This window comes from Paenibacillus sp. FSL K6-4396 (genome assembly GCF_038002525.1).
GTDB lineage: Bacteria > Bacillota > Bacilli > Paenibacillales > Paenibacillaceae > Paenibacillus > Paenibacillus amylolyticus_B.
Genome location: NZ_JBBOCR010000001.1, coordinates 2,337,568 through 2,363,969, shown reverse-complemented (window position 1 = coordinate 2,363,969; position 26,402 = coordinate 2,337,568). Strand labels below are relative to the sequence as shown.

At 45.7% G+C, this 26,402-nt stretch carries 18 protein-coding genes; 5 read left to right on the top strand and 13 right to left on the bottom strand.

From position 1 onward, the window contains the following. Window positions 1–5: 5 nt before the first annotated feature. Entirely contained in the window at window positions 6–605 is a 600-nt protein-coding gene (locus MHB85_RS10715) for a GNAT family N-acetyltransferase (protein ID WP_244660934.1), read from the bottom strand. 25 nt (window positions 606–630) lie between these two features. Then, the gene (rpiA, locus tag MHB85_RS10710) at window positions 631–1,302 is read right to left on the bottom strand and encodes a ribose-5-phosphate isomerase RpiA (RefSeq protein ID WP_091017399.1); all 672 of its coding nucleotides are present in this window, start codon (window positions 1,300–1,302) and stop codon (window positions 631–633) included. A gap of 509 nt (window positions 1,303–1,811) precedes the next feature. On the opposite strand from rpiA, the gene MHB85_RS10705 reads away from it, so the two are divergent. Together MHB85_RS10705 and MHB85_RS10700 are read left to right on the top strand one after the other, a co-directional pair. Further along, complete coding sequence (locus MHB85_RS10705) at window positions 1,812–3,554, top strand: methyl-accepting chemotaxis protein (protein WP_091017767.1); 1,743 nt, start codon at window positions 1,812–1,814, stop codon at window positions 3,552–3,554. 79 nt (window positions 3,555–3,633) lie between these two features. Beyond that, window positions 3,634–7,308 carry a non-ribosomal peptide synthetase family protein gene (locus MHB85_RS10700; RefSeq protein ID WP_197997759.1) on the top strand — a complete coding sequence of 1,225 codons (3,675 nt, stop codon included), beginning with the start codon at window positions 3,634–3,636 and terminating at the stop codon, window positions 7,306–7,308. A gap of 115 nt (window positions 7,309–7,423) precedes the next feature. On the opposite strand, the gene MHB85_RS10695 is transcribed toward MHB85_RS10700, so the two are convergent. The 3 genes from MHB85_RS10695 to MHB85_RS10685 form a co-directional block, all read right to left on the bottom strand. Beyond that, entirely contained in the window at window positions 7,424–8,044 is a 621-nt protein-coding gene (locus MHB85_RS10695) for a TraX family protein (RefSeq protein WP_244660935.1), read from the bottom strand. Window positions 8,045–8,121: 77 nt separating this feature from the next. Continuing rightward, window positions 8,122–8,622, bottom strand: coding sequence for a GNAT family N-acetyltransferase (locus MHB85_RS10690; protein ID WP_091017402.1), 501 nt, complete (start codon window positions 8,620–8,622; stop codon window positions 8,122–8,124). Window positions 8,623–8,889: 267 nt separating this feature from the next. Next, entirely contained in the window at window positions 8,890–9,363 is a 474-nt protein-coding gene (locus tag MHB85_RS10685; RefSeq protein WP_036609525.1) for an RbsD/FucU family protein, read from the bottom strand. 255 nt (window positions 9,364–9,618) lie between these two features. Between MHB85_RS10685 and MHB85_RS10680 the strand changes: the two genes are divergently transcribed. Then, entirely contained in the window at window positions 9,619–10,041 is a 423-nt protein-coding gene (locus MHB85_RS10680) for a MarR family winged helix-turn-helix transcriptional regulator (protein WP_017689281.1), read from the top strand. A gap of 30 nt (window positions 10,042–10,071) precedes the next feature. Beyond that, the gene (locus tag MHB85_RS10675; protein ID WP_105598164.1) at window positions 10,072–11,415 is read left to right on the top strand and encodes an MFS transporter; all 1,344 of its coding nucleotides are present in this window, start codon (window positions 10,072–10,074) and stop codon (window positions 11,413–11,415) included. 164 nt (window positions 11,416–11,579) lie between these two features. On the opposite strand, the gene MHB85_RS10670 is transcribed toward MHB85_RS10675, so the two are convergent. The 5 genes from MHB85_RS10670 to yicI all read right to left on the bottom strand — a co-directional run bounded on the left by MHB85_RS10670 (window position 11,580) and on the right by yicI (window position 19,102). Then, entirely contained in the window at window positions 11,580–12,881 is a 1,302-nt protein-coding gene (locus MHB85_RS10670; RefSeq protein WP_105598163.1) for an MFS transporter, read from the bottom strand. Window positions 12,882–13,040: 159 nt separating this feature from the next. Then, window positions 13,041–15,518: a glycoside hydrolase family 3 C-terminal domain-containing protein gene (locus MHB85_RS10665; RefSeq protein ID WP_341072901.1), complete on the bottom strand. Its 2,478-nt coding sequence runs from the start codon at window positions 15,516–15,518 to the stop codon at window positions 13,041–13,043. Beyond that, window positions 15,484–15,678 (bottom strand): glycoside hydrolase family 3 N-terminal domain-containing protein, encoded by a 195-nt coding sequence (locus tag MHB85_RS10660; protein WP_192132401.1) that lies wholly within the window; start codon window positions 15,676–15,678, stop codon window positions 15,484–15,486. Before MHB85_RS10660 ends, MHB85_RS10665 begins: the two co-directional genes overlap by 35 nt. Window positions 15,679–15,697: 19 nt before the next feature. Next, complete coding sequence (locus MHB85_RS10655; RefSeq protein WP_105598161.1) at window positions 15,698–16,708, bottom strand: phosphotransferase family protein; 1,011 nt, start codon at window positions 16,706–16,708, stop codon at window positions 15,698–15,700. A 75-nt stretch (window positions 16,709–16,783) separates the two neighbouring features. Next, window positions 16,784–19,102, bottom strand: coding sequence for an alpha-xylosidase (gene yicI / locus MHB85_RS10650; protein WP_105598160.1), 2,319 nt, complete (start codon window positions 19,100–19,102; stop codon window positions 16,784–16,786). Between the two features lie 172 nt (window positions 19,103–19,274). Here yicI and MHB85_RS10645 point away from each other — a divergent pair, with 172 nt between their 5' ends. Continuing rightward, window positions 19,275–20,195 carry an AraC family transcriptional regulator gene (locus MHB85_RS10645; protein WP_192132407.1) on the top strand — a complete coding sequence of 307 codons (921 nt, stop codon included), beginning with the start codon at window positions 19,275–19,277 and terminating at the stop codon, window positions 20,193–20,195. A gap of 167 nt (window positions 20,196–20,362) precedes the next feature. Here the strand turns inward: MHB85_RS10645 and MHB85_RS10640 are convergent, their stop codons facing one another. The 3 genes from MHB85_RS10640 to helD all read right to left on the bottom strand — a co-directional run bounded on the left by MHB85_RS10640 (window position 20,363) and on the right by helD (window position 26,215). After that, on the bottom strand, window positions 20,363–21,283 hold the full coding sequence (locus MHB85_RS10640) for a hypothetical protein (RefSeq protein WP_192132409.1): 921 nt from the start codon (window positions 21,281–21,283) through the stop codon (window positions 20,363–20,365). Between the two features lie 385 nt (window positions 21,284–21,668). After that, window positions 21,669–23,528: an adenine deaminase gene (locus MHB85_RS10635; RefSeq protein ID WP_192132411.1), complete on the bottom strand. Its 1,860-nt coding sequence runs from the start codon at window positions 23,526–23,528 to the stop codon at window positions 21,669–21,671. Window positions 23,529–23,839: 311 nt separating this feature from the next. After that, window positions 23,840–26,215: an RNA polymerase recycling motor HelD gene (helD, locus tag MHB85_RS10630; RefSeq protein ID WP_341072899.1), complete on the bottom strand. Its 2,376-nt coding sequence runs from the start codon at window positions 26,213–26,215 to the stop codon at window positions 23,840–23,842. Window positions 26,216–26,402: the final 187 nt, after the last annotated feature.

Below are 26,402 nucleotides of genomic sequence, written 5' to 3'. Positions count from 1 at the left end.
CTCCATCAGTTGTTTACATTTAGGCTCGTATGAGGGGCCAGCCTCTGCTCCCACTCCTCACGGAGCATCCCCATACGAATTGAATCATAGTACTGCCCGCGAACGATACGACACTTCCGCATTCGCCCCTCTACTTGTAATCCGGCTTTTGCAGCCGCACGCATCATACGTTCATTACCAGACCAAGTAGTCAATCCAACCCGAACCAAAGGCATCTGTTCGAACAAATGACTTGACCACATGACAAGTGAGCGTGTGCCAACCCCGCGTCCCCACTGGACAGATCTGTATATTACAATCCCCATTTCCAGCCACATGGATAACTCATCTTCTATGTAATAGCTGATTGTACCCACAATTTGTCTGTCGGATTCAATAATACGGATTGAAACGGGTTTGGAATCGCCTGCATCTACATCCATACGTTTGAGCATACCTTGTTCAAAACTTTCATAACTTTCGTGTTTAAGTGGGTAATAGGGTGCATCCCATTGCTTCCATTCAGGTACATCATCACTATAGATCAATTCATAGAGTTCTTTCAGATCCTGTTTCTCCACACACCTGAGTACAAGTTCACCATCCACGATTGGTAGTTCTTTCATGAAATGCAACGCACCCTCTTCCATATTAAGAACGATGAAGCTCTTCGATACTGCCGTCCGCGTTGGCAAGAATGACTGTGCTAGCCATATCCACAAATAGTCCGTTATCCACAACACCTGGTAACATGTTCAATTGAACATTAAGGTTCGCAGCGTGATCAATCGCTTCCATATGACAATCCGCTATCAGGTTTCCGTTGTCTGTCAGATAACGTTGCTGTCCATCCATCCGCCACTGTGGTTGACACCCCAATTTTTCGAGCGCCTGGAAGGTCCACTCCGAAGCAAATGGAACCACCTCAACTGGAAGCGGGAATTTCCCCAACTTTTGCACGGCTTTGCTGCCATCCGCTACAATAATCAATTTGTCACTATTGGCCGCCACGATTTTCTCACGCAAAAGAGCCCCGCCGCCCCCTTTAATCAGGTTAAATTCGGGATCCACTTCATCAGCGCCATCAATGGTCAGATCCAGACGTCCAATCTGGTCAAATGGGACAATGGGAATCCCCCATTCACGAGCAAGCTTGTCCGAAGCCTCTGAAGTGGCAACCGCTTGAATGTTTAATCCATCACGTACCCGCTCACCGATCCGGCAGATGGCATAATAAGCTGTTGAACCTGTACCCAATCCAACCTTCATTCCATCTTCAACATATTCTGCCGCACGCTCTGCTGCTATCTGTTTAAGATTCATCTATAAACCCCCGCTGCTCATAATTTGAGAAATGCATATGTAGTTATTATAGATAAAACCGCTTCCGATGTATATCCGTGCCTTATGTTGCATCTTTGCATCATATTTTTGTTTTGTTGAAGGATGTATTTTTACCCACCATGTTATAGAATACAGAATGAAGCTAAAAAATGGGAAATTTTAAAATAAACAGTTCTAAATACCTATAAACCATCTGATATGTCCATAAATACGTAAAATATTAAAAAAAATTTAACGATACTATTCAATTTAACGACATTTTATACGACATATTAATTATAGATGTGTTTTAATAATTAGACACCTATGGTTCATACGGTACATAAGTCTCTACGAAAGCGACTGATAAACCAAGACCATGGTCGCATAAATTTCCTTTGGAGGGGATCACGGAATGATCTAGTTCACTGTACCAATGCAACCCTAAAGTTTCTTAATTTAAAGAAGATCAGGAGTGGAATTTAGTGAAATCATTAAGTTGGAAAAGCATGTCGTTTTTCTCCAAAAATTTGTTACTCTCATTTACGAATATCGTTATCATCGGGGTAGCACTTATCGCAAGCAGTTACTATTTTCAAAAAACAGTTCTTGTTGATCAACTGCATGGACAGGTGGAACAGATTACCAAAAAGTGGGCTGAAGATATCAATCCTACCGAGGTACAAGCTGCTATTGCGGAAGGTAGCTATGATGGAGCAACACAAACGAAATTACGAGCGTATTTCGATGAGATGCAAGAATATTATCCTAACATTGCACAAGCCTACATCTTCGGTGTTGAGCTCGGTGGCGATAACAAGAGATTAACTTCCCTTGTAGCGATGCCGACCAACCTAAGAGAGGCTTTTCAAAGTGAGAACGTAAATATTGGTGACATGTATGAGCAGCCGGTCGTTGTAGCCAATGCACTGAAAGAAATGCTTAATACGGATCGCCCAACATTCACAACATTTTATTCCGATGATTTCGGAACTTGGACAACCATTGCATATCCAATCAAAGACAGCAACGGTAAGATTTTCTCATATTTTGCCATTGATGCAGATGCATCAGCCGTACCCGCGGGACTAAACTCCTTGCTCAAAAACGGAATTATCATCCTTGTGGCCTTCTTGCTGTTATTCCTGATTATCCAATACCTTGTCGTTAAAAACACACTCTCCCCTATCCGTCACTTGATCAAAGGAATTGATGACGTGAGTCGGGGTAATTTGAATGTCAACATTCCGACAGGAAAAGACGATCTGGGACTCGTTAATGAGAAGTTCAACACCATGGTTCGCAAAATCAACGATACTATCGTTAAAGTGCAAATCACATCACAAGAAGTAAATCAGTCTGCCAAAGAGCTATATGAAGTTTCCGAGCGCAACAGTGAGAATGCAGATTCTATCAATAATAATGTGACTCAAATCACTTCCAACATTCGTTCACAGGAACAGGCAACCCGGGATAGTGCACGGGCCATGTCCGAGATGGCTACCGTAATCCAGACGATTGCCAGCAGCTCGGCAAGTGTAGCGGATGAAGCCTATGAGATGGAACGTCGTTCACAACAAGGTAACAGCGTTGTCCGTCAGGTATCTGAACAGATGAATCTGATTACGGAATCAGTTAAGAATACCGCTTCTGCCATTGAGGTTCTGGAGAGTCGTTCACAGGAAATCGGTGATATTCTCAATATCATCTCGGGTATCTCCAGCCAGACTAACTTGCTTGCTCTTAATGCTTCCATTGAAGCAGCTCGTGTTGGTGAAGAAGGAAGAGGATTTGCAGTTGTTGCAGGTGAAGTACGTAAACTTGCCGAGCAGTCTGAACAAGCGACCAGCCAGGTTGGCGTATTGATCCAAGAGATTCAAGCTGGAATTAAACAAGCTGTACGTGCAATGGAACAAGGTACGTCAGAAGTAGATACAGGACTCAGCGTAGCCGATCAAACAGGACAACTTTTCGAAGATATTTTAGAAGCAGCGAAAAAAGTATCTAATCAGATTCAGGAAGTATCAAGCGCGACGGAAGAAATCTCTGCGGGTACGGAGGAAATGACCGCTACAGCGGACGACTTGTCTTCAAGCGTAAGTAAGACAGCAAACAGCAGTGAACAAATTTCCTCATCTGTTGATGAGCAAAAAGCATCTTTGATTACACTGGTAGACTCCTCCACACGTCTTAATACCATGTCTGAGGAACTCCAAGAATTGATCTCTCATTTCAATGTAAGCAAACAATAATTCAAATCCACAAACATTCGGTTTGAACCAAGGAGGAATAACTGAAGTGATTGAAAACCAACCATCTTCTTCCCATTCCATGGAATCTAGCTTGCCCGTTCTGCAGATTCCACTGGATTTTGGGCGACGTCAACAATCATTCTCTTATCAGTCTGCTCAAATCACATTACATGCTTCTCTGAGCCGTGAACTTAAACAGAAGTATGGAGAACAGATGGTGTACCCGGTACTCCTCTCAGCTTATGCAGCCTTGTTATTCCGATTGTCAGCTGAACAGGAACTTGCCATAGGTATACTTTCTCCCGATCAGGCAGCATCCTATCTTTCATTACAGATTCAGGGGAAATTGACCTTCAGCCAACTATGTCATCAGGTTTCAGAGCAGCTCAAGATTGAATACACGTTGCAAAACGGTGGATACCCTGAATCGTTTTTTATGCTGAATAGTGTTCAGTTGCCTCAAGCTCCTCAAATATTAAATTGGAACGTTCGAGGTGATCAAAACATGCTCATCCTCGATCTGTTCTATGATAGTTCACTGTTAAAAGAGTCTACCGTGCTGAGATATGCAGAATATTATCAGACTCTTCTACTCGCCCTTGTGCGTGACGGTGAGAAAGCAATCGGTACTGTAGATATTCTTTCCGCCTCAGATCGATTGCTTTACCGTGAAATGAATGATACTTCCGTTCTCGAACCAGAGAATCAGACGGTTCATGGCTGGTTCGAAGCAACGGCCGCGGCATATCCGGATTCACCGGCGATAACATCGCCATCCAAAAGTTATACGTACAGGGAATTGAATGAACGAGCTAATCAGGTTGCACGTGTTCTGTTATCCAATGGATTGCAGAAAGGTGAATTCGTGAGTATCTTTATGGATCGAAGTCTGGAGACCATCATCTCCCTTCTTGGTATTCTGAAGGCAGGTGGTGCATATGTTCCGATCGATCCTGAGCATCCACAAGAACGTAACAGTTATATCGTGGAAGATACGGCGTCCTCATTCGTGCTGACAACAGAGGCTTCTTATGCCCAAGCTTCCAGCTTATTCTCCAGTATAGCTACGGTCCGTCAGATTCTCGCTGTGGATGGTCGTTTAGCCGGATTTGCAGCAAGTAATCCCAATCTGGATATTCAGCCAGATGATCTTGCGTATATTATCTACACGTCAGGGTCGACCGGTAAACCCAAAGGTGCACTGATTGCCCACCGGGGTGTAACCAATCTTGGCAGTGTGGTTCAGCGTGATTGTGACATTCAACCAGGTGATGTATTAACTCAGTTTGCTACATACAGCTTTGATGCTTCCGTGTGGGATACCATTGGCGCCTTGTTCTATGGAGCAGAATTATATCTGTTGTCTGCGGAAGAACGGGTATCCGTAGAAGAATTCGCAAGTGCAATTGAACGGACAGGAACAAACATCATTACGATACTGCCTACGATTTTCTTCAATCAGCTTGCTTCCTACTTATCCGATGAAGGTTTCCACAAGCTGGCCAAAGTCAGAATCATTACTGTAGCCGGAGAAGCGCTCTATGGTGAACAAGTTCGTGCCTTCCAGCGCAAATTCGGAAACCAGATTGATATTGTCAATGTGTACGGACCTACCGAATGTACAGTAGCCACAACTACTCACCGCATCAGTGAGCAGGTTCCCGAACATGTGGTGAACATCCCTATCGGTAAACCGATTCATAACTACAAAGTATACATTGTGAATGAAGAACAACAGCTCTGTCCGGCAGGTGTACCTGGTGAGGTATATATTGCTACCCCTGCATTGGCCAAAGGTTATCTGAATCAGCCAGAACGTACAGAGCAAGCATTCATTGAGAACCCGTTTGCGATAGGTGAGAAAATCTACAAATCTGGCGATATTGCCAAATTGCTGGATACCGGGTTACTGGAATATGTCGGTCGTAGTGACTCACAGCTAAAAATTCGTGGTCACCGGATTGAGATCGGGGAGATTGAAGATCACTTTGCACGGCTTGATCAGATCCAGAACGTTGCCGTCATTCCGAAGAAAGAATCCGATGGACAAAATATGCTGGTTGGTTACTTTACATCGAAAGATGGCAGTACCCTCTCTGTTTCGGACATCAAAGCAGAACTGACGGAGAAACTACCTTCTTATTTTGTACCAAAGTGGATCTGTCAGCTGGATGAAATGCCGATTGCCCCAACTGGAAAAATCAATCGCAAAGCGATGGTATCCCTGCCTCATGTGGAACGATATGAAGATCGCCCTGACCGGGTCATGCCTGAGACGGAGACGGAATCCATTATCCTGGACGCATGGAAAGAAATCCTTCAGCACGATGACTTCGGTGTCGAAGACAGTTTCTTCAATATTGGTGGTGATTCACTCCGGGTCATTCATGTACTGGTCATTCTGAAGCCACATTATCCACAGCTGAAAATTGCCGACTTCTTTGCCGAGAAAACAGTCCGCGCTCTCGCTCGTCGTGTGGAAGTATTGTCTCTCAGTGCTGCAGAAGTTACGGATTCAGTGGTGACCGATGGTATGATTACACAATTATCCGAACACCCTGTGGAGTTAACAACCCAGTTAGGGTATCCACTCATTCGTGAACCTGAGCATGTGTTACTGACCGGAGCGACTGGTTATCTGGGCTCTCATGTGCTGCAACAGTTAATTCTGAATTCCAGTACACGAATCTACACCCTCGTTCGTCGACCATCCAATGGAATAACTGCAATGGAACGTTTGACTAACGTGCTGGAAGGTTATTTCGGCAAACAACTGACTGACCAGCTCTCCACTCGTGTGGAGATTATTGAAGGGGATCTCGAACAACCTAATCTCGGTCTGTCCGCTGAACAAACGGCTTATGTTCAGGATCGAATTGACCGTGTCATCCACTGCGCTGCAGACGTACGTCATTTTGGCGATGCCGATCAGTTCGCCAAAACAAACGTGGAAGGAACGGTGGCTTTACTGGATCTGATTCGCAGCAAACCTGGTGCTTCCTTCCACCATGTATCCACGATGGGTATTCCGGAAGATCTGGCACTCAGCGGACAATGGGAATCTTCCCTGCAATATGATCGGTTCCCGGCTGATTTGCATGTGGACAACCTGTATTCGGACAGTAAGCTTGAAGCCGAGAAAGTGCTCATGATTGCCGCCGAGCAAGGTGTACCTGTCAGCATCTATCGTGCAGGTAATCTCACTTGCCACTCCGAAACTGGACGCTTCCAGTCCAATATTGATAGCAACGCCTTTTATCGTATGATCAAAGCGATGTTATTGCTCGGCAAGGCTCCTGCGGCTGACTGGATGGTTGATTTTACACCGATCAACTATGCAAGTGAAGCTATCGTTCATTTGGCCTTACGTCAGGATACCGCCGGTCGTGTATTCCACATCTGTAATCCGGAGCCCATCCGCTATGATGAGCTGATCCTTTCTGTGAATCGGGCTGGTTACGAAGTTGAAACGCTACCATTCGCGGATTACACACGTTGGTTGTTCGATGCCAGCATCAGCAAAGAGCCGGAAGCTCTTCAGTTGGCTATTGCACAGCTTGAAGGCGACGGCGCGAAGGACTCAGCATATGTCTATGCTTGCCCTGTCACAACAGCTTATGTGGAACCTGCTGGCATCTCATGTGCAAAAACAGATGATCACTTCATCTCCGCCATGTTAGACTATGCCGTTCAGATTGGATATTTCCCGTCTGCAATCCGGCGCCATAACGGCACTTCTACAGCAATGGAGTAAGTTCACTTTATCACTAGCATTTAATTAATAAATAAGGTCACATAAAGAGAAGCCATCTATCATCATTCACTGACGATAAGATGGCTTCTTTTCTTCGCATTTTCGAGTCATTCTTTTAGACCCATCGGATAATTGCAATGATGGCAAGATGAGCTGGATAGAAATAACGCCAGACCCAACGCGGCCCCTTCATACGGAAACCCGCCTGGTAATACTGAGCAATAGCAATGCCGGCGGTTGCGAGCACACTATACATTTGCACAGAGCTGTTATGCAGCAGAAGATATAGTGCATTTAACAAGACATGTGCCACGACAAGTACAGGACCCTGGAAATAACGGAATAACAGAACCAATAACAACCCGTACATCCCGTAATCCATCTGGCTAATTTCCATAAACAATCCTGCTCCAATGACAATCGGAATCCGCAGTAGTTTGGATGGCATTTTATCGATAACGAATAATACCAACAGGGCTGACCACAATGTCCATACCACGTTCAGAGAATAATGATTAAACGCCGCCATGAACGGCACCTGTGATATGATTGCAATCCAGAACAGCCGCCATATGTATTTTTGTACGTCTCGTGTATGTTTATAACCGATATACACTGCAAAAGCATAAATTGGAAAAGCGATACGACCTATGATCCTCAACTCTATAATATGTGGAAAAAAGACAGCCCCTATATGATCAATTAACATTGTGATCATGGCAATCCACTGCATCATGTTGTGACTCCCCTCCCTTGTTGCCGACGACACGAGTGTGCCATTCATTCATATAGTGCGTCTTTTTGAGCAACCTCCTATACATTAAGTTCATAATACATGAATTTGGTATCCTGTGCATATCCTTCGGATTCATATAAAGCTTGTGCTTGTTTGTTACTTAACTCGGTTGAGAGTGATATACGAAGAACTCCTCGCTCAGATGCCAATTGTTTGGCTGCTTGCAAGAGCTTCCTGGCAATGCCTTGCTGACGATAATCCGGATGCACATATAGATCATTAAGCACCCAGACAGGCCCCATCGATACCGAACTGAAACTGGGATACAGCTGAACGAATCCTGTACAAATAAAGCCATTCGAGAGTGACATACCATTACTTTCATCTGTCCCATGATCACTTTCGGCATCTGTTTCTGCTACCAAAATCACCGATTCATGGCGTTCCATTCGTTCTCTAATATACTGATGTGCTGCCTCAATGTCAGCATTTTGGTTGTAGAACATCCTGTACTCATTGAACAATTGTCCCACTTCGTTACAATCAGGAAGACCCGCTTGTCTGATTCCGTGCTGCATTTCACTCAACTCCTCTGGGATAGAGACCATCGTCTCCTCGTTTGTATTTCTTCCAATTGTAAAACAGTCCTTTCATTTTCCCCATTCATCATCTGCATCAAAGTTTGTAGTATCTTCAGCAGTGATCTGACAAACGTTCATGCGCGCTTCTAGATTGCATCGTGCTTATCTAGTCCATGCCAATTCTGTACGTTTTGTTATATTAACTCCGTATTGGTAAAAATAAAAAGGCGACCAAAGCATCCACTGCTCCGTCGCCGTAATTATTCAGTTCGATTCAGCATTCTGCTGTTCCTGACCAGGATCAGCATCGGGGAAAATGACGCCTTTCTTCAAAATCAGATTGGCGTATTGCGCTCGCTCACCAGTTGCAACAATCACATAGGCATTCGAAGCCCGTTTATAAAAATCAAATCGTTCTTCATGATCAAAAGCATCCGTAATGCCTTCGTATTCTTCAATCAATCGGCGGTAGTCTTCCCATATGATCGGGATCACCTGATCCCCTTTCACAACCTGCATGACAGCAGCGGGACGCTCAGCATAGGTATCCAGTGGATATAATTGCAGGATGGCATCCAGCAGTTCAACGACTCCCAGTGCATCACAGCGTACCAGTCGCTTGGCATGACTGGCTGCGGGGAAATTGCCATCCGCCAGAACCAACTCGTCTCCATGACCCATTTCGGACATGATTTTGAGTAACTCTGGAGGTATTATTGCGGGTATATTCTTTAGCATACACAGCTCTCCTTGTTCATCTCCAACATCAGTTAGAGCAAATTGGTTTTCTCCATCCTTCAAGCACGCTGGAAATCGATTATATAAAAGCGGTTTCATCACTATTCTAACAGGATTTTTGGATCATTGCACAGCGCACCTGTAAGTTCGATATGAGAATATTTCATTTTGACAAAAATACTTGTTTGACATATAGTTGTTATAACAACTAATTAATTGGGACATTTTATTATGGAAGCGAGGTCTAGCAATCACATGGACTATACACTGGAACAATCTGTTGGATTCATGCTGGGTTTCACACATCGTAAAGCTGTAGCTTTACTTGCAACACGATTCAAACCTTATGATATTACGACAGAGCAATTTTCTGTTCTCTTTAATGTTGACCGCGGTGAAGGTGTTAATCAGAAGGAACTCGCTGCACGTGTCTTCAAAGACCAACCCACCACTGCGCGGATCATTGATCTGCTTGAGAAAAAAGGCTGGGTAGAACGCCGGACCAGCGAACAGGATCGCAGAGCCTATCTGTTATATCTCACCACGGAAGGCAAAGCGTTAATTGATATCCTCGTTCCGATTGAAAGAGAAATGAATAAAGAACTTGCTGAAGGTATATCCGAAGACCAGATGGAAGCATTTAAACATACTCTTTCCCTCATTAACCGCAACTTGTAATGAATCACAACTCAGGGGGAATACATCATCATGAAAGAACAATCTACACAACAAGTTAGACTATGGACTACCGATTTTATACTGCTGATGCTGTGCAACTTCTTGTTGTTCTTGCAACTGCACATGATTGTCTCTCCGCTTCCGTCTTACGTTCAGGAGCGATTTCACGCCAATGCGTTTGAAGTAAGTTTATTCACCTGTCTGTTTGCACTAAGTGCCATAGCAGCCCGTCTCTATTCCGCGAAAGCACTGGAGAAGGGTCTTCGTAACGCCATGATCTATATAGGTCTGTCCGTAGCCCTGCTAGCAACACTCGGCTATTATTTTGCTGCCGGTATAGCTGTGCTCTTGTTGCTGAGAATGTTGTTTGGTATCGGGTTTGGTATGAGCAGTACCGCTTTTCCAACGATGGCCTCGGATATTGTGCCCGTCAAACGAATGGGTGAAGGTATGGGTTACTTTGGTCTATCGACTAGTCTGGCTATGTCTATGGGGCCAATCATTGGGGTCACTCTGCTCCAGGGCGCTGGATTTGTAACCCTGATGTTATGTACTGCGGGTGTCCTCGCTGTGATCTATCCACTGAGTTATTCGCTGACACGCAAAAAAGCAGTCAGAACCGATAACAGTACAACCATCATGCCACAAGCCACAACAAGTGCTTCAGGGTCCAACCCGAAACAGAAGACCCCTTTCAACCGCAAGCTGATTCTGCCCAGTGTGCTGAATTGCCTATTATCCATCACCTATGGTGGGCTTGTCGGATTCATCGTTTTGTATGGTAAGGAAGCCAATCTGGCCAATCCTGCGCTGTTCTTTTTGTTCAATGCACTCGCCGTGTTATTGGTTAGACCATTTGCAGGGCGGATCTATGACAATAAAGGTCCAAAAGCACTGCTCATTCCAGGAGCAATATTCGTTGCTGTCGGCCTCATTCTGCTCTCTTATGCAACCTCCATGTCTGTCCTGTTCATCGCTGCCTTTATCTACGGAATCGGTTATGGTTCCATGCAGTCGTCTCTGCAGACCTGGATGATTCAAGTTGTATCTCCTACTCAACGGGGTATGGCTAACGGCATGTTTTTGAACTCGCTGGATCTGGGGATTGCGACCGGTGCCCTTCTTCTCGGCGCCATTGCGGCGATGACCAGTTATACCGATATGTATCGTTATTCCGTGATGTTTATGATTCTGTTCTTGCTTATATATCTGATTCAGGGAAAACGAAGCGGCAGCTTCTCCATTGAACCTCATGCTCTGCTCGCTCATACTCATATCCCTGCAACGGAACCACCTCAAGATCAGAACAAGGATTCAGAATCTGGAGCTGGAAACACCGAAACTAGCCAGTCGAATATAAGTAAACACGAATGATTGGTTAAGGTCATTCTGCTCATAGAAACGAGAAACGCGTTTACACCGAGAAAGCAAATTCATCCGCTTTCTTAGGCGTAAACGCGTTTTTTATTGGAACAGATCTGAAGATCTAATAAGCTTACGACAGCTTGGGAATGAACGTAGCATACAGAACCTTCTATTTAAAATGGACTTTTCTTGCGCCTTATAGGAGCATACCCTCTACTTGGCTCGATTCGCTCGATGTGTCGTTCGTCCTGTTTCTGTCCGCTTCCTGAAGTAGGTTGGTCTCCCTTATCCGGCTTAACTGCAAATAATGTAAGTAGTCCTCCTACAGCTGCAGAAGCGGCAAGCACACCAAAAAGCAAAAAATGTTGTTTGCCAATGAGTAAAGAAACAACAGGTGGGCCGAGTGATACACCGATGAATCGCATGCTACTGAACAAAGCCGTAATCGTACCTCGCTGCTTTTTGTCCACACCCTCAGTAATTAGAGCATCCAGACATGGTAAGGTTGCCCCTATTCCCGCACTTCCCAATGTGAATAGACCTACGACAACGTAGATATTATCGAAAACTCCAATAACACCCAGCGAAACAGTTACAAGAAAAAGACCTGCAAATCCGATCCACTTCATACGAGGCTTACTCTTTCCGATCCACTTTCCTGCGAAAAAGGAAAAAAGACACAGTGCCGCTAGCGGAATGGCAAGCACGAGACCTTTTACAATGCCCTTCATGGCGAACTCGCTCTCCAATGTCTCGGAAAGATAATACAGCACACCAAAAAGAATAAACATACAAATTCCACCGATCGCAAACAAGGCGTACAACCATCGTCCTTTTTCTTTTAGTACATCTTTAATGGAAGCCACAAATTCTGTAAAGGTGGGCGGTTTTTCTTTTTTCTTGGGTGTTTTCACCAAGAAAATAACCAGGATCAGCGAAAGAACACATAGAACGGGAATAGCCATAAATGGTAGGTACCATAACCACACAGCCAGTGCTGCTCCCAGAATTGGACTTAACACTTTGCCAAATGTATTCGAAGTTTCAATGATTCCCAGACTTTTAGATACCTGATCTTCATCATTGAACATGTCCCCAACCAAAGGTATCACAATCGGGAATGCCCCCGCTGCTCCAACCCCCTGTAATAACCTGCCACCTAATATGGTCCAGTAAGCTATATTTCCGTTCAGAATCCATGCAGCCACACCAGCTACAGCACCCCCGACGGCTGCAATGATAAGGCTGGGAATAATGACTGCTTTTCTGCCAAAACGATCCGACAAGTATCCTGCGAGTGGAATAAGCAGAATGGCAACTACAGCGTAGACTGTAATAAGCATACTGACCTTGAATGCAGATACCTTCAACTCACGTTCAATCTGTGGCAGGATCGGTATAAGCATGGAGTTACCCAAGGTCATAATTAAAGGGATGGAAGCAAGTGCGACGAGGTCCCACTTTTTATCGTTCATACCACAACCACCTTTACAGATTCTACACACAACAGCATTATTGTGCTTGTTTCGGAGGTTGATTATTCAGGACATGCTGGATGTTACCGCTTGTTCACACAAATAAGCTGCCTGCACGAATTTATGCAAGACAGCTCCTTTGGTTCATGATGTCTACAACTACAACAATCTAAAGTGGCGCAACGCTGCTCCACCTTTGAAAATAATATACAGCTCATTCACCTTATGGGGCGCCTCAAGCGAACACTGGACCGTTGTCCACTTGATATCTTTTCCATTCACACTGCCACCAGGTCCAGAAACCTCACACACACCAAGCAGTTCGCCCTCCAGTCCTCCAGAACGAATCTCAAGTCTGCCCTCTTCCCCATAAGCTGCCACTCTGGCTTCAAATCCTTGTACTTCCTGAACAGCATTATGGTTGAAAGCGATCCAGGATGACTGACCATCTCGATATAAAGGTTCTTCCTGGTTAATTGCCCGAACTGCCGAACGTCCTTCCAGACATTCATCCAACAGAACACCTCTACAAACATCGTAATTCTCGGCAAAGGTAAGCAAGTGCAGCGGACGATCCGGAATCGTCTCACCTTCAATTTCAATATCAGCCGACTGACGTATATCTGCAGAAGAACGCCCTGCCAGCATGGCCCAGGTCGATGTCTCCAGGCAGTATCGATCTCGGGTAACATCCCATAGCGCCAGCTTCTGAACAGGGACTTCTAAACTTATCGTAACACGCGTCCCTGCTTTGACATGAACACGACGGAAAGCAAGCAGTTGCTTCTGAGCACGTTTCACTCGGGAGGTATAGGAAGATCCATAGATCTGTACGACTTCATCACTGTCACGTTCACCTGTGTTGTGTATCTCCACTTCAATCTTTAATTGATCTGTGGTGGTGTCTTCCACCGGAGCACTACGATTTACACGAATCGCTTCGTATTCGAATTCGGAATACGTCAGGCCATGACCAAATGCATATTGAACCGGTCCTTCATGATACATATAAGTCATGCCATTCTGAATGATGTCATAATCCATCATGTCAGGAAGCTGTGATTCGTCTTCATACCATGTCATATTCAATCTGCCTGCCGGGGCATAATAACCTAACAGCACATCTGCAAGCGCATTACCCAATTCCTGACCAGCATGTGTCATATAAACGATTGCGCGGGCAATACCTTTCAACTCCTGCAAGGCAAATGGATAACTGCCCATAATGACAACCACCGTATTGGGATTGGCTTCACACACGGCTTTGACAAGCTCGACCTGACTCGGCGGAAGCAGCAGACTTGGGCGGTCAATTTCTTCTTTGCCGTTGATATATGGGCTGTTGCCAACAACAACGACAGATGCCTGACTGCTACGTGCAGCTTCTACGGCTTGTTGTATTCCGCTGGTCACAATATCAATATTGAATGCAGAAGGTATCTGTGTATTGCCTGGTGATTGACTTGCGTGTCCAGAGGCACTCACATTGTCCTGAGTTGTACTTGTAGCTGTAGTTTGTTCTCCTTGTGGCCGTGGTGGTGATACAGCAGCCTGTCCCTGATATTCGCTCAGTCCAACCGGAATACCGTTCCACGTCCGCAAGGTGTTACTTCCATCCGTTAGAGGATCTATGCGAACAACTTCCTTCACAAACCAGCCACCAATCTCCGGTGCGTTTGCCTGATAGATGCCTTGCTCGGTTAAACTAACGTATCGATGATTGTTCACACTTCTCAGCGTATGACTTCCCGAGCCCCAATCCTGATGTACAAACTGGGCGGCTGCAGGTGCACTATCCTCCGGTACAGCGACGAGCGTACCTTCCGCACCCAAGGTTATAACCTGACCGTCTGTTGTCTTCAGCTGAATACGGTCATTCCCATCTGAATACGTTATGTCTGAATGAGGTAGTCGATTACGCAATCCATCGAGGACGGATACACGATAAGGCAGTGTGCCACTGTACCAATCGGTATAGACAACATCGGAAAGGGGTCCAATCACACTAATTTTCTGTAATGCTTCTGGCTTCAAGGGAAGCAATCCGTCATTTTGGAGTAAAACAATGGATTCGGCAGCGGCACGATAACTAAGTTTGGCGTGTTCTGGTGCACATAGTACAGACTCGGGTATGGAGGCATACGGGTTCCGTCCCGACTGATCCAGTTGTCCAAGTCGCATTCGCACACCGAAGATGTTACGAATTGCTCGGTTCAAATCAGCGATCTCCAACAGATCCTGATCAAGAGCCTCTTCCAGAGCAGATACAACAAGATCAACTTCATCCGTAAGACAATCCACTCCTGCCTTCAACGCACCTGCTGCTGATTCGGCATGACTGGTGTGATAACCATGATAGTTCACCGTCTGTGACAGGTCTCCGCCATCACATACAATAAACCCAGGCATCGCCCACTCACCCTTAACCACATCATTCACATATGGACTTTCAATGGCAGGTGTACCATTGATGGAATTGTAAGCTGTCATCATGGACAAGGCTCCACCTTCCACAAATGGTGTCTCAAATGCTTTTAAATAATATTCCCGCAGATTGCGCGGATCGATGCTGGATGAACAATTCAGCCGATCTTTCTCATTATTATTGGCAAAAAAGTGTTTTAATGTTGCGACCATTTTTCAGATAAAAAGGATCATTTCCCTGCATACCTTTGACGAGAGCTGCCGACATTTCTCCCGTGAGGACCGGGTCCTCGCCATATCCCTCTTCCGTTCTGCCCCAGCGTGGGTCACGTTGTGACGCATCCCACATCGGGTATTGATGATACTCCTTCATCCTTCATTCCTCCTACGAATTAGTGAAGTCCAAGTTGCTTCCATTGCTCCAGTAAATCCAGCGTACGCTGGCGATACTTCTGACCATCTTCAGGTTGATTGACCTGATGTTCATGAACGTAGGCATTAAAATACGAAGACAGTATTCGGTACGCAAGCCTGCGTGCCTGTCCTTCAGCGGATGAGTCCAGTGGACGATCATATCCTTCATGAAAAGCCGCTGATTCTGTTGACAATATGGCTTCAAACTCCCTGTCGGCAAACATGGAACGATCTCCATCAATGATGGCCGCAATGTTTAGCTCACCCTTTTCCTGATGAACAAGCACATTTGCTTCCCACAGGTCATTATGAACGAGTACCGGACGGGTCACATGATCAAATAAATCTTTATTTTGGATGAAAATAGCAGCGATCTCTTCTCCCACACCTGACATATAATTGACTTGTGCCGCTTTAAGTGCCGTTTCTTCTGCAAAAGAGTGCAGCACCTCGGACCATTGATCCGAGCCTCTAATCGTCCCATCTCCCAGCGGCCACCCAAACGATGCCCCCTCGATCTGATGCATGATGGCGGTATAGACGCCAAGCTGATGATACAATCGCTCTTTGTCTATGTCTGAAATTGATGCGTGATCCAGCTGCTTACTTGGAATAAACTCCATAAACATGTACGTTCTCGGAATGATGGATCCGCTATCATCACAGGCGATAATGTTGGGAGCAGGAATGCCTGCCTTACGGTAATATTCATACACAATCGGTTCAGCCGCCATCATCGTACGTTCAAAAGAAAAGAGTGGGTCACTCGCAGAACCAGCCGCCATCTCTCCCCGCTCTGGAGCCAAACGTAAAATCACATCCGCATAGGATGTATGTTCAAGGTGAATCCGATAAGTTGTATTAAAAAGTCCACCTTGCAGGAGACCAAACTCCTTCACTTTGGTATCGCTTCCAAAATTAATCTCTACCAGTTGATGCAGCATCTCTGCTGATATCGTGCAGTGCAAACCGGAATTCATTGTACTCATTTCATTCAATCTCCTATCATCGTAGACAAACAGACGGCACCTTTCGGCACCGTCCTTTTCTTCTACTATATCATTTTACAGTTGGATTGTAAGCGCGCTTGCACCTGTTGCTGCCGTAACAACAACACCCGTTGCACCAGACATTTGGGAACCACCTTCAACGCTGGATACACTTTCAATACCACGAAGCACGATGTTCCAAGGTTTACCTGCACCTTCAGCACGAACATCCAGCACTGATCCATTACGTGTAACGTTAACTGTTAGCTCCTGTTCAGCAGCTTGGTTCACAACGACAGCTTGAGCCGTTTGACCATCAGCCAGCTCGAACAAGTGCAGAGATACATCATTTGCAAAGTCGTAATCCGGTTTGTTATCCACCGCACCCACAGCGATCAAGCTGTTTGGTTTGACCATCATTGGCAGTGTTTTGAAGTCATGGTTTTCACTGATCCAGCGTCCACCTTGTACTTTCGCTCCTGTCAGATAGTTCGTCCAAGTTCCTTCAGGCAGGTAATAACGCACATCGCCTTCCTTGTTGAAGATTGGAGCCACCAAAATCGAGTCACCAAACATGTATTGCGTATCCAGGCTGTATGTTGTTGGGTCCTCTGGGAAGTCCAGCAGCATAGCGCGCATCATCGGAATACCTTTTACCGTTGACTCTACCGCAGAATTGTACAGGTACGGCATCAGGCTGATTTTGAGTTTGGTAAAATCACGAACAACGTCCACGGATTCCTCGTCAAACAGCCAAGGCACACGATACGAAGTGCTGCCATGCAGGCGGCTGTGTGAAGATAAAAGTCCGAATTGTACCCAGCGTTTGTATACGTCAGGGCTCGCTGTGCTTTCAAAACCACTGATATCATGGCTCCAGAATCCGAAACCGGAAAGCCCCAGTGACAGGCCACCGCGAAGCGATTCAGCCATGGATTCATACGTGGAAGAACAGTCACCACCCCAGTGAACCGGGAACTGTTGACCACCTGCTGTTGCGGAACGTGCAAACAGAGCAGCTTCGTTTTTGCCAATCTTCTCTTCGAGCAATTCAAATACAGCTTTGTTATACAGTTGTGTATAATAGTTGTGCATTTTAACCGGATCAGAACCATCGAAGTACACGACATCTGTCGGAATTCTTTCGCCGAAGTCGGTCTTGAAGGAATCTACACCTTGATCAAGCAGGACTTCGAGCTTACTCTTATACCAATTCACAGCATCCGGATTCGTGAAGTCAACCAGAGCCATACCTGCTTGCCACATATCCCATTGCCATACGCTACCATCGGCTGTTTTGACCAGATAACCGTTCTCCATACCTTCATCGAACAAGTAGGATTTTTCTGCAATATATGGATTGATCCAAGCACAGATTTTGAGGCCCTTTTCTTTCAGACGTGCAAGCATGCCTTCCGGATCCGGGAACATCGCTTCATCCCAGACGAAATCAGACCATTGGTATTCCTTCATCCAGAAGCAGTCAAAGTGGAATACAGACAGCGGAAGATCACGTTCAGCCATACCATCTACAAAATGGTTAACCGTTGCTTCATCATAATCCGTTGTGAATGAAGTTGTCAGCCACAGACCAAATGTCCATGCTGGTGGAAGTGCTGGTTTACCTGTCAATTTCGTATAATTATCAAGTACATCCTTTGGATTGTCACCGCCGATAATGAAGTACTCCAGAGTCTCTCCTTCTACGCTGAATTGAACTTTGGATACATTTTCAGATGCAATCTCATAGGATACGCGTTCCGGATGGTTTACAAATACACCATATCCTTTATTGGACAAGTAGAACGGAATGTTTTTATATGACTGCTCACTGCTTGTACCGCCGTCCTCATTCCAGGTATCGACGATTTGGCCATTCTTAACAAACGGTGTGAAGCGCTCACCGAGTCCGTAAACATATTCACCAATACCGAGATCAAGCTGCTCGCGGAAGTACGCTTCCTTGCTTGGACCTGTAATATAACCAGCCGCTCTTTGACCACTACCTGTAATACGCTTTCCTCCATATAGGAAGCTAACGTCCCAACCGTTTGTTTTGTCGATTTGAACTTCCAGGTTACCGCTTTTCAAAACTGCGTCTTGTTCATTTTTCGAGATGTCAACGTTTGCATCTTGCGTGTTGAGCTCAAATACAGGCCCTTTTTTCACTCCGCCTTTATGGTGATTCAAGGTTACACGAATAACGTTTGGCATAGGTGAGCTGTATGTTGCTTTAAGCAATGTACCGTTCAACGTGTCGCCTTTGCTGCGAATATATTTAGTTGCCGCATATACGGTCAAAGAATTATCTTTTTGTACAATATCACGAATGTCAGTCGGGTTTTGAATCTGGTACCCTTCACGAGTCATCCAGAATCCATCAGTAAATTTCATGTTTTCTTTCCCCCTTTGGTTATACTATAATAATATTGATATTAATAATGAATTTCTTCTCTTATTTTGACTAAATATATCACGATTTTGATAATAACCATCCGATTCTTGAACATCAACACCAAACTTTGGAAACGATTACATTAAAAATGAAGTAAAAGGAGGCGTTGATATGGAACGTGAACGATTACGCGAAGACCGAATTCACGGCAATGCCATGTATCCAGTCAGTGTGTACCCCGATATACAACAGCTGAACGGCGATAGCATTCTGGATTGCCACTGGCATGATGAAATGGAGTTCACCATGGTTACTCAGGGCTGTGCGGTCTTTCAGATTGATATGAACACCATTGAGGTTCAAGCTGGAGAAGCGATTTTTATCAATCGAGGTGAGATTCATGCAGGTTATCTGAAAGGTGATATTCCCTGTGTATTCTCTTCCATTGTATTTAATCCGGAGCTGCTTGGAAGCCGCACCTTCGATACGGTACAGGAGAAATTCATCGGTCCACTGGTGCGTAAAACCGTGATCCTCCCTTTTCATATCAAGGCAGATGAGGATTGGGGACAAGAAATTCTGGATCACCTGCAACGCATATTCGCTGACCACGCTGCCGGAACAGAAACGTGTGAAATGTCAACGAAAGCGTACCTGTATCTCATATTTGCCCGTATGTTCGAACATATGAGACCTGCTCCGCTCAAAGGCACCATCGCTACAGGGAGTCATGACAAGGTAGAGCGCCTGAAATCCGTGCTCGGCTATATCCACAAGCGTTATCCTGAACCATTGAAGCTGAAAGAACTGGCCGATGAAGCCAATATGAGCGAAGGACACTTCTGCCGTTTCTTCAAACAGATGGTGCAGAAAACCCCGGTTGATTACATTAACTATTACCGCGTTCAACAGGCCTGCGTTCAGCTTGAGAATACGGATCACAAAATTGTTGATATCGCCATGGATGTGGGTTTTGAGCATCTAAGCTACTTCATCACTACATTTAAAAAGCATAAAGCCACCACACCATCACAGTATCGCAAATTGTTCTATGAGAACGTAGCCATGGAATCTGCCTTGGTTCAGGTATAAAAGAAGAAGGTGCTCACAGCTATTCAGCTGCAAACACCTTCTTTATCTTTTTTATCAACTTTCCAGCCAACGAGTAAGATAACGCTCTGATCTGAGCCACACTGGCTCAGTTAGAACTCATCTCACTCGCTGCTATCAGCCTTACGCTTTGAAGCTTAACATTGGCCTCACTTTTTCAGCGTCTTCCATGAAGTGTACTCATGTACGGAGAACCCATTAAAGGACGCATGTACTGAAGCCATTTTTTCGACCAACTTTAATTGTGCTTCCATATAAGCAGATCCCTCTTCATAAAAAGTAATGAAGTCACCTTCCTTGCTTTGCTTTGTTTCCACGGCGATTGAGATCGTCTTGCCAAGTAGAGCTGCTTCTGCAAGTTCATCCTTCGCTACACTATAGATTGCAGCTGCTGTATCGCGGTAAGCCATAATCGTGATGGAATCAAACTTGCGAATCATCCAACTGCTTACGGCCATCGTGGAACCCGGAATTTTGTAGTTATCGAGCCAGAAAGGCAGATCAGCCGCTACCGGCATTTTCATCCGTGATGCTCGCTCAACAATGTACTCCACATTTCCTTGCCACTGGGAAATTACACTGCCCTGATTGATTTTCCATTGTGGGTGCACATGTGGCTCAATATCTAGATGAATACCAGCAAATTTCTCATTGGACAATGCCTGCGCTTGATATGCCTCGATCCAGTCCAGGAAAGATGCAATCTGCTCCCGACTTTCCGTCAACCCCCAGGCTGATCTTCCATCCATGACGTCCACCGCAATATTCTTGGCTCTCGCCTGGCGGATAAAACTTTTATACTCAGGAATCTTTATATCCCGGTTCAACTGCAGATAGATCGTATTGATCTTGTTCGCTGTAGCGTAATTTAACACTTCTTGAGGATTACTTCGGATCTGGGTGGTATCCCATACCCAAGTCGCTCTCACTGGCACATCAAGTTCTCCATGAATCGTTGCATAACTGTCGACTGAACCATCCGCAATGGCTTTGGAAGAACAGGCTGTACTCGCACACAGGATCAAACAACTCAGTAATAAGATAAAACGGTAACCCCTTTTGCTTTTCATATTTGTACACTCCCTCTGAAGTTATCAGCTCTGACGTGCAAATCTGGATGAAATTATGTCGTTTCATATTCATTTAATGGATACTTATTACGTACGACGAATTTGAATTGCTTTTATATGCAATATCATCTTTAAGACTCACTACGAAAGAATCATATAACTATATTTCGGGAATTCGTAGTTCTGTATGTATAGTTCAAAAGTCACAATTATTCATTATTTTCAAATTCAATCCTTATTCCAGCATGACTTCAGTCATTATTGCCATATGTACACCAAGCTCCAGAAGACCTAGAAAGCGTTTTCTCTCAAAACACACCAAAAAACCGCCCTAAGGCGGCTTTATATGGAACCCTATTTAATGATGTCTAGTCGACATTTCCGTTCATTCATTACCCCATGGAGCTACCGGTGTATTGTCAACCACTTCATCGAAAAGTGACACCAGTTCAATACCTTCTGCCGAAATCCGCACAAGCCCCTTGTCGGACAAACGTAATTCTGGAATCACAACCAGCGCGAGCAACGAAAGCGTCATGAACGCATTATTCAACGTACATCCTGCGGACTGTAAAGCTTCACTGACTGCTGCCGATTGCGCTGCAACGACTTCGAATGGCTCGGTTGACATCAAACCTGCAATCCGCAGCGGGAATTCGGTTACACCTGCTGCCGTTACCACGGCGACCCCGCCCTGCATACGAATGACATGGTTACCGGCTTCGGCCATCAGGGCATCATCATTACCGATAATCAACAGGTTGTGACTATCATGAGCAACCGTCATCGCAATCGCTGCAGGGGATGTGAAACCGATGCCTCCAACAAGCGCTACCGCTCGATTCCCGGTTTGTTTGTGACGCTCCAATACCGCAATTTTGCATACTTCCCCTGAAGTTGAAACCACAACCTTCTCGTTCTCTACTCTAACAGGCAGGTGTTTCTCCTTTGTATCCACATGGTTCTCTGTCACATGAATGATTTTGGCACCAATCGTGCCCTCTTGAATCGGTGCAGCAAGCTTCAGATCTTCTGGCTGAATATTTGCTTCTAACTTCACCGTGTTCAGTGCTTCCTCCGGATACGTGAAACTGTCCCATACCGCGGTCATTTTCCCGTTCTCGGCTACTACTTGCCCGGCAGCAATTGTCATGCCCACACGTACATCAGCCAATCGGCCGTCCAGCAGAATAATATCAGCTATATTGCCCGGAATAACCGCACCAATATCGCGCGCAACACCAAAGCGCTCAGCCGTGTTAATGGTTGCCATCTGGAAAGCCGTAACCGGCTTCACCCCTTGGGAGATTGCGAGACGAACAACAAAATCCATATGTCCTTCTTTGAGCAGGGATTCAGAGCTTCGGTCATCGGTCACCAGCATCATCCGGCGTGTATCCAGTCCAAGCTCGGTACAGGCTTTGATCGTCTCGGCTACATCATGCCATGCCGAACCTTGGCGCATCTTCGCGTACATCCCGAGTCGCAGACGTTCAACCACATCTTCCTTGGTCACACATTCATGATCCCCTGTAACGCCACTCGCTGCATACGCTGGCAGACGCCAGTCATCTGCAGCCCAGGTAAAGTGACCGTCAGCCACTTTACCTGCCCGGAGGGTCGCCTGTATCTCACCGATCATCGTCTCGTCCCCATAGACTACCCCAGGGAAGTTCATCACTTCACCAAGGCCAATCATGTCCGGACCCCAGGAAAGAGCCTCAGCTACCTCTTCAGGCCCGATATAAGCACCTGTTGTCTCCAGTCCTGGATGAGTGGAAGGCACACAGGAAGCCACCTGCATATAGGCTGCCATCGGTGTGGTCCGTGCTTCATCCAGCATCAGTCTCAGACCTTTCAGACCAAGCACGTTAGAGATCTCATGTGGATCAAAGAAACCTCCGGTTGTGCCTGAAGGCAATACCGCTCTCGCAAACTCGGTTACTTTCATCTGTGTACTTTCAATATGGCAGTGTCCATCCAGCAAACCAGGAGCGATATACTTACCGTTTGCTTCAATAATCCGGGTATGTTCTCCAATGGTGTGGCTTACATCTTTACCAACATAAGCGATTCGAGCTCCCTGTACGGCTATGGACATCTCCGGCAAAATCTCACCCGATATCACGTTTACCAGCGTACCTCCCCGAATGACCAAAGTCGCTGGCAAATCTCCCCGTGCTGTAGCGACCAGATCAGGTACACAATCAGCCATAAGTGGCCGTTCAAAAGATGGTTTGTTCATTTTGTTGCCTCCTTTAATAAACGATCCAAAAAAATATATTGTTACGATTATATGAGTCCGGACTTCAGGTGTAAAGAAAAATTACATCCATTGTGCATCAATACAAATTATGGAGTCATATTTATCCACAGAACCCAATCCTCACGAATTCACGTTAGGTATTTTCATTTCATATGATCACCTATATGGCTGGAATCTCATCATGTATACTTCCCTCGTGAAGTTAGCTTCTTCCCGATATATGTATCATATACAGAAAGACTCCCGTTCCACTGAACGGAAGCCTTCTTCATGCACATGAATGTGATATGTCAGTCCACTTGCGCAGCAGACACCTTGCCAAGATCATACCATTCTTCCGACTGGGCGGTAATGAACGGACTCGGTGTGCCCACGCAGTAAACGTGTAGCAGATGCATCGCTCGTGTGCAAGCCGTATAGAACAACTTGCGTTCATGCTCCTGAGCATACTGCTCCGCAGAGCCGTCATAGATCAGGACAGCATCGAATTCCACACCTTTGGCCAGATACGCCGGGATGACATGAACACCCTGTTCAAAAGCCAGCGTCGTTTTCTTGATTAACTTCGGTGCTGTGGGCAGCGTCTTACTCAATGCAGCATGTACGTCTCTGCTCTCTTCGGCGGTCTTGCAGATCACTGCAACTGATTCATACCCTTCCTCAATCAAGTGTTTGAGATCTGTCGTGATGACGTTCATATGACGCTCGGCATCCGAAGAAACAATCACTTTAGGCTTCTCGCCGCTACGGTTAAATGGAATAATCTCTTCCCCACCAGGCACCATGCCACGGGTAAACTCCACGATCTCCCGAGTAGATCGATAACTTCTGGTCAGCTCAATGACCTCTGTATTGTCTGGACCGTACAGGTTAGTCAAAGGTCCTGTTCCACTCAGCACTGAAGAGTGGGCATAGATGGCCTGATTAAAGTCACCGAGTGCTGTTATTTTCGCCCGTGGGAACAACCTCTTCATAAATGCCAACTGAAACGCAGAATAATCCTGGGCTTCATCAATAATGACATGGCGAATATTGGAGTTAATATGGAATCCAAGCATAAGCTCACGCAAGTACAAATATGGCGTAATATCTTCATATGCCAACTCCTGAAGCTTCAACCTGCGTAAAGTCATCTTACAGATTTCATCCCATTGAGCAGGCAGCGCTTCATCACCCAGCAATCGCTCCATCTGAGCCTGATCGTTGAACAGATGTGCATATAATTGTCTTATATCAACGAATCGTAAGGACTTAATCCATTTTCGCAAAGGTTTGAGTCGGTCACTGACCACCATGCGTGCCAGAATTTCTCTTTCCTGCTCGAAGTCATTAAACGTATGCGTCTTTCCTTTTTGCTTGCGCTTCAACCGTTGATACGCACGTTGCAGATCCTCCGGCTCCATTAGATCAAGCTGCTGATCAACCCAAGGCGCATCCAGTTCACCTTTACCAAAGGCAGACAGTTCTTTCAGCATCCAGTCCCGTAACATCTCCAGTCGACTCACCAGCTTAACGGACGATTCGAAACTATAGAATTTCTCAGCCATAGCATCTGACGTGACAATCGCTCGGCCCTGGAAGCGAACCGGCTTGAATTTCATGCCACCTGACAACATGCTTTCCTTATAACGTGTAATCACCTTCAGGAAAGATTCGGATGACTTGAACCGAATGCTGGACATGCGCACATCGTAATCGGGATCTTCCGTCCCTGTAAGTACATATTCGAGTTGAATAAACGGATCTTCCAGTTGATATTCACGACCCAAACGGCGCTCCAAATACTCCTGGAAGGTCGTCTGCAACATGTTTTCCTCCCCAAGCTCAGGCAGTACCGTGGAGACATAACTGTTGAACATCGGATTTGGTGAAAAAAGAACCATCTGATCCGCTTGCAGATGCTCGCGGTATTTATAGAGAAGATATGCTACACGCTGGAGCGCCGCGGATGTTTTGCCACTGCCGGCTGCGCCTTGCACAATGAGCATGCGTGTCCGGTCATTACGGATAATCCGGTTTTGCTCCTTCTGAATGGTCGCTACAATACTCTTCATCTGTGCATCCGAAGTTCGACTGAGCACGGCCTGCAATAACTCATCGCCAATCGTAACCCCCGTGTCAAACATAAACCGGATACGTCCGTCCCGAATGACAAACTGCCGCTTCATCTCGATATCACCGCTGATCTCTCCACTGGGTGTATGATACGTGATTGGACCCGGTGCTCCGTCATAATACAGGTTAGAGATCGGCGCACGCCAGTCGTAGACCAGAAAAGATTCTTCCTTCTCATCCAGCAACGATGCAATGCCCAGATAAATGCGTTCAGCATTTGGATACCCGTCTTCCTTGAAATCAATGCGGCCGAAATATGGTGAGTGATGCAGTCGTTTCATTTTGTCCAACGCAGCCGCTGTATTAAGATGGCTGCGCTCCCGATCGGATAGTACCTGTGACTGCTGCCGCATGCTGGTTGATGTCTCTCCGACATCGTCCGCTTCACTAAAGTTCATCGTGACTTCGTCCCAAAAGTCTTTTCTCATTCCAACCACTTCGTCACGGAAGGAGCCTACTTCATCTTCTAACGTTGTGATCTTGCGTTCAATCTGATCGGTCACGGTGTTGACCCGTTGTTGTTCCTCATTCCATTGCTGATCTGTACTCATATGTTAATAGCCCCTCTTTCCCCGGATTGTGTCCTCAAAATCCCATTTGACAAGCCCGAAAAGGCAATGGTATAATTATTAGAAAGTAAACATTTTAATTATATGTTAATTAGTTCTAATTTTCTGAAAACCATTTTTTATTGTACCAGTGACAACGTCCCGATGCAAGCGGAGGCGTTTTTTGTTG